4 protein-coding genes are annotated in these 2,744 nt (G+C 70.9%); 2 read left to right on the forward strand and 2 right to left on the reverse strand.

The window, feature by feature from the left end:
• Positions 1 to 409, reverse strand: a 409-nt coding sequence (locus ACFTWP_RS41480) for a hypothetical protein (RefSeq protein WP_380270364.1), incomplete at its 3' end; no start/stop codon positions are given.
• 629 nt (positions 410 to 1,038) lie between these two features.
• On the opposite strand from ACFTWP_RS41480, the gene ACFTWP_RS41485 reads away from it, so the two are divergent.
• Both ACFTWP_RS41485 and ACFTWP_RS41490 read left to right on the forward strand, forming a co-directional pair.
• Positions 1,039 to 1,584, forward strand: coding sequence for a hypothetical protein (locus ACFTWP_RS41485; RefSeq protein WP_380270365.1), 546 nt, complete (start codon positions 1,039 to 1,041; stop codon positions 1,582 to 1,584).
• 189 nt (positions 1,585 to 1,773) lie between these two features.
• Positions 1,774 to 2,022, forward strand: coding sequence for a hypothetical protein (locus ACFTWP_RS41490; protein ID WP_380270366.1), 249 nt, complete (start codon positions 1,774 to 1,776; stop codon positions 2,020 to 2,022).
• 127 nt (positions 2,023 to 2,149) lie between these two features.
• Here ACFTWP_RS41490 and ACFTWP_RS41495 read toward each other — a convergent pair.
• Positions 2,150 to 2,744 (reverse strand): DUF6884 domain-containing protein (locus ACFTWP_RS41495; RefSeq protein ID WP_380270367.1); only part of this gene is annotated, 595 nt, incomplete at its 5' end.

The following is a 2,744-nucleotide window of genomic DNA, read 5'->3' on the forward strand; positions in this document are numbered from 1 at the left end:
ACAGGGATTCGAGCGCCTCCAGGCGGCGGCCGTGCAGGTCCTCGCCGATCCTGGCCAGGGCATGCATGAGCGTGTACGCGGGGACGGAGTCCGGGGCGGGGTGAGTCTCGTCGAGGTCGACCGCGGTACGGGCGCGGGCGAGAAGCCGCTCGGCGGCGTGGAGCAGGCCACCGTCCTGCATGAGGTGTTCCAGGAGTTGGTCGGGCTGATCGGTGTCGACGGTGGTGAGGTGGTCGGCGAGTTCGTGCAGCGTCGCGGCGCTGGCCTTGACGTGAGCGACGGAGTCGAGGGGGTACGAGGTCAGGGGAATCTCCGTGTTGTTCGGTTCGGGGGTTGGAGGGCTTGGGCGGCCGGTGCCAGCGGTGTTCCGGGGTGCGGGACTCGGCGGTGCGGGGCCTGGGGGTCTCACCGCTGTGGGGGCTTGGGGATCGGGGAACGGTGCCCGGGCGGCCCGCCAGCACCGTGGTGCCCGCAGCGGCGCGAACGGGCAGAGATCGTGTCCTACCAGGTGGAGGGCATGCTCCCGGTTCCGGCCGTGGGTGACGTGATCGGTCTCCACTGGGACAGGGTGGTGGTCACCGCTGTCCGCATGATCTATGGGCGTGACGGGACCACCGGCCGGGCGGCGGCGCTGAGTCGATAGGTGCGCACGGTGGTGCCCGATCCGGCCTTCGCACGCCCGTAAGTCCGTGGCGCCGCAAAGCCGACCCGACTACTCTGCGAGAGTGAACCAGCACGCTGGGCTGATCTGGCCCACACAGTTGCGTCGGCCGTCCACCAACGCCCAGATCGCCTTCCTCGACCTGAACCACTGGATCGCGCTCGCCCAAGCCGCGACCGGGCACGCCAAGGGTGCAGACCACCAGGACGCGCTGCAGGTTTGCCGGGACGCCCGGTTGAGCGGAACCGTCGACCTGATCGGGCCGGGAATGGGCTGGGCCCTGGGCCGGCGCATTGAACTCAAGGTGTCCGGCCCCCGACGGTGCCGGAGCCGAGACCCTGCGAGAGATCCTGGGGCCGGAAGCGTTCGACCGCCTGATGGAGACCATGTGGGTGGCCGGCGAGGAATTCTTCCTGACCGGGCCGGACGCGGCGCAGACTGCGGAACTGGCGAGGCAGGGATGGGATCCGAAGCTCGCGGAGAAGATCGCCGCCGCGCAGGCGCAGACGGAGAACGACCGTGCCGCCTTGTGGGATTCGCCGAAGGTCCGGCGCAGGCTGGAGACCTTGGTGGCGGTCTGCGAATGGGTCGAAGGCACGGAGTTCGTCGCCGAGGTACTGCGCGAGCACGGTCTGCGCCACGAGGACATCGACCCCGCCGAAGCACTGCGAATGCTGAGCGTCATGCCGACCATGGCCGTCACGCTCGGCCTCAAGTTCCGCAACCACTGGATCCGCCGGCCCTGGAAATCGAACGACATCTTCGACATCAATACCCTGTCGGTTGCCGTGCCCTACGCGGACATCGTGGTGGCTGACAGGTACTACGCAGACGCCCTGCGCACCACCGGGCTGGACGACCGACTCGGCACCACGGTGCTCAGCAGCCTCTCCGCACTCGCCTCCCATCTGAAGGCGCTGTAACCCGCCGGAGTTGACGGCGTGCAATCCCGGACCCGTCTGCGAGCGAGGAAAGGAGCCGCGACCAGCAGCCCGGCCTCGGTGTGGTACCGGCCGTGGCGGTCTGCCGCCAGGTGGGTACGGGTGCAGTCCCGAGCGGCGCGGGCAGCGGCCGGGGCGGATCTGGAGCCAACTATCGGGCATTCTGGGGCGATGAACCGTCGAGGACCCCGCCGAAGCCGCCGTTGCGCCCGCGCCGCGCAGCTCGGCGTCAGCCTGTACGAACTACAGCAGCGAGCCGAGGGCGGCTCGGTCGGCGTGGACCTGGCCGCGCCGGTGGTCGAGGGTTCTGTGCCGGTGCCGGACTGCTGTGCGGTCGCCAGGACCCGGCGGGTGGCGCTCGGCGGCACGGTGATGGTGATCAGTGTTCACCGGTCGGACTGCGGGATCTGGGGATCGTGAGGAGCGGGGCGGCGCAGGCTCGGGGGTGTGGGCCGTGCGCCGCCCGCCGTCCAGTCCAATGAGGCTGGCGGGAGCGGGTCACGGACAGCTGGGGACGGCATCGAGGTGAAGTGCGACCCGCGGTTGGTCAGGGCCTGCGCTTGGCGGGGTGTTCCGCGGCGGCGGAGGTGGGCCGCGCTGTCGGTGCCGGGGAGGAGGGCATCGTTAGGCCGGCGATCGTCCGGGCCACGGCGGCGTCCTGCGGACGGTCCCGCGAGGTCTGTCCGGGCTCGGCCGCGCGAACGCGCTCTGCCCACTGCTCGGCCTCCGCCCACCAGGCGGACCGCAGGCCGTGTCCGGCGTCTGGATCGGACTGGGCCTTGAGCAGTCGCATCTGGTCACCGATGCCGCGCGTATCGGCGAGCGGCAGCACGCTGTGGGGCATCGCCGGGCGCAGGACCTTCGCGTACTTGGCGCCGCCGAGGAACAGCACGTCGGCGTGCGCGAGATCGAACGCCTCGGCGTCCCGGTGCAGCTGCTCGCCGGTGACGGCTTCCCGGTCGGTGATGGCCGTGTCGTACGGGGCGAGCGGCCGGTCGGTACGAACCAGGCCGTGCTGGCCCGACAGGATGTACACCGTGCCCCAGCCGGCGGTGAGCGCTTCGGCGGCTCGGCGCAGCGCCAGGTGGTAGCTGCCGGTGTAGAGGTCTCCGGCCGGCAGGGTGCCGGCTTCGGGTGACGGT

Source organism: Kitasatospora sp. NPDC057015 (assembly GCF_042673745.1).
Taxonomy (GTDB): Bacteria; Actinomycetota; Actinomycetes; order Streptomycetales; family Streptomycetaceae; genus Kitasatospora.

Bases quoted from the DNA above. Each gene is read 5' to 3' on its own strand.
- ACFTWP_RS41490 (WP_380270366.1), top strand. From the start codon at position 1,774: ATGAACCGTCGAGGACCCCGCCGAAGCCGCCGTTGCGCCCGCGCCGCG.
- ACFTWP_RS41485 (WP_380270365.1), top strand. From the start codon at position 1,039: ATGGAGACCATGTGGGTGGCCGGCGAGGAATTCTTCCTGACCGGGCCG.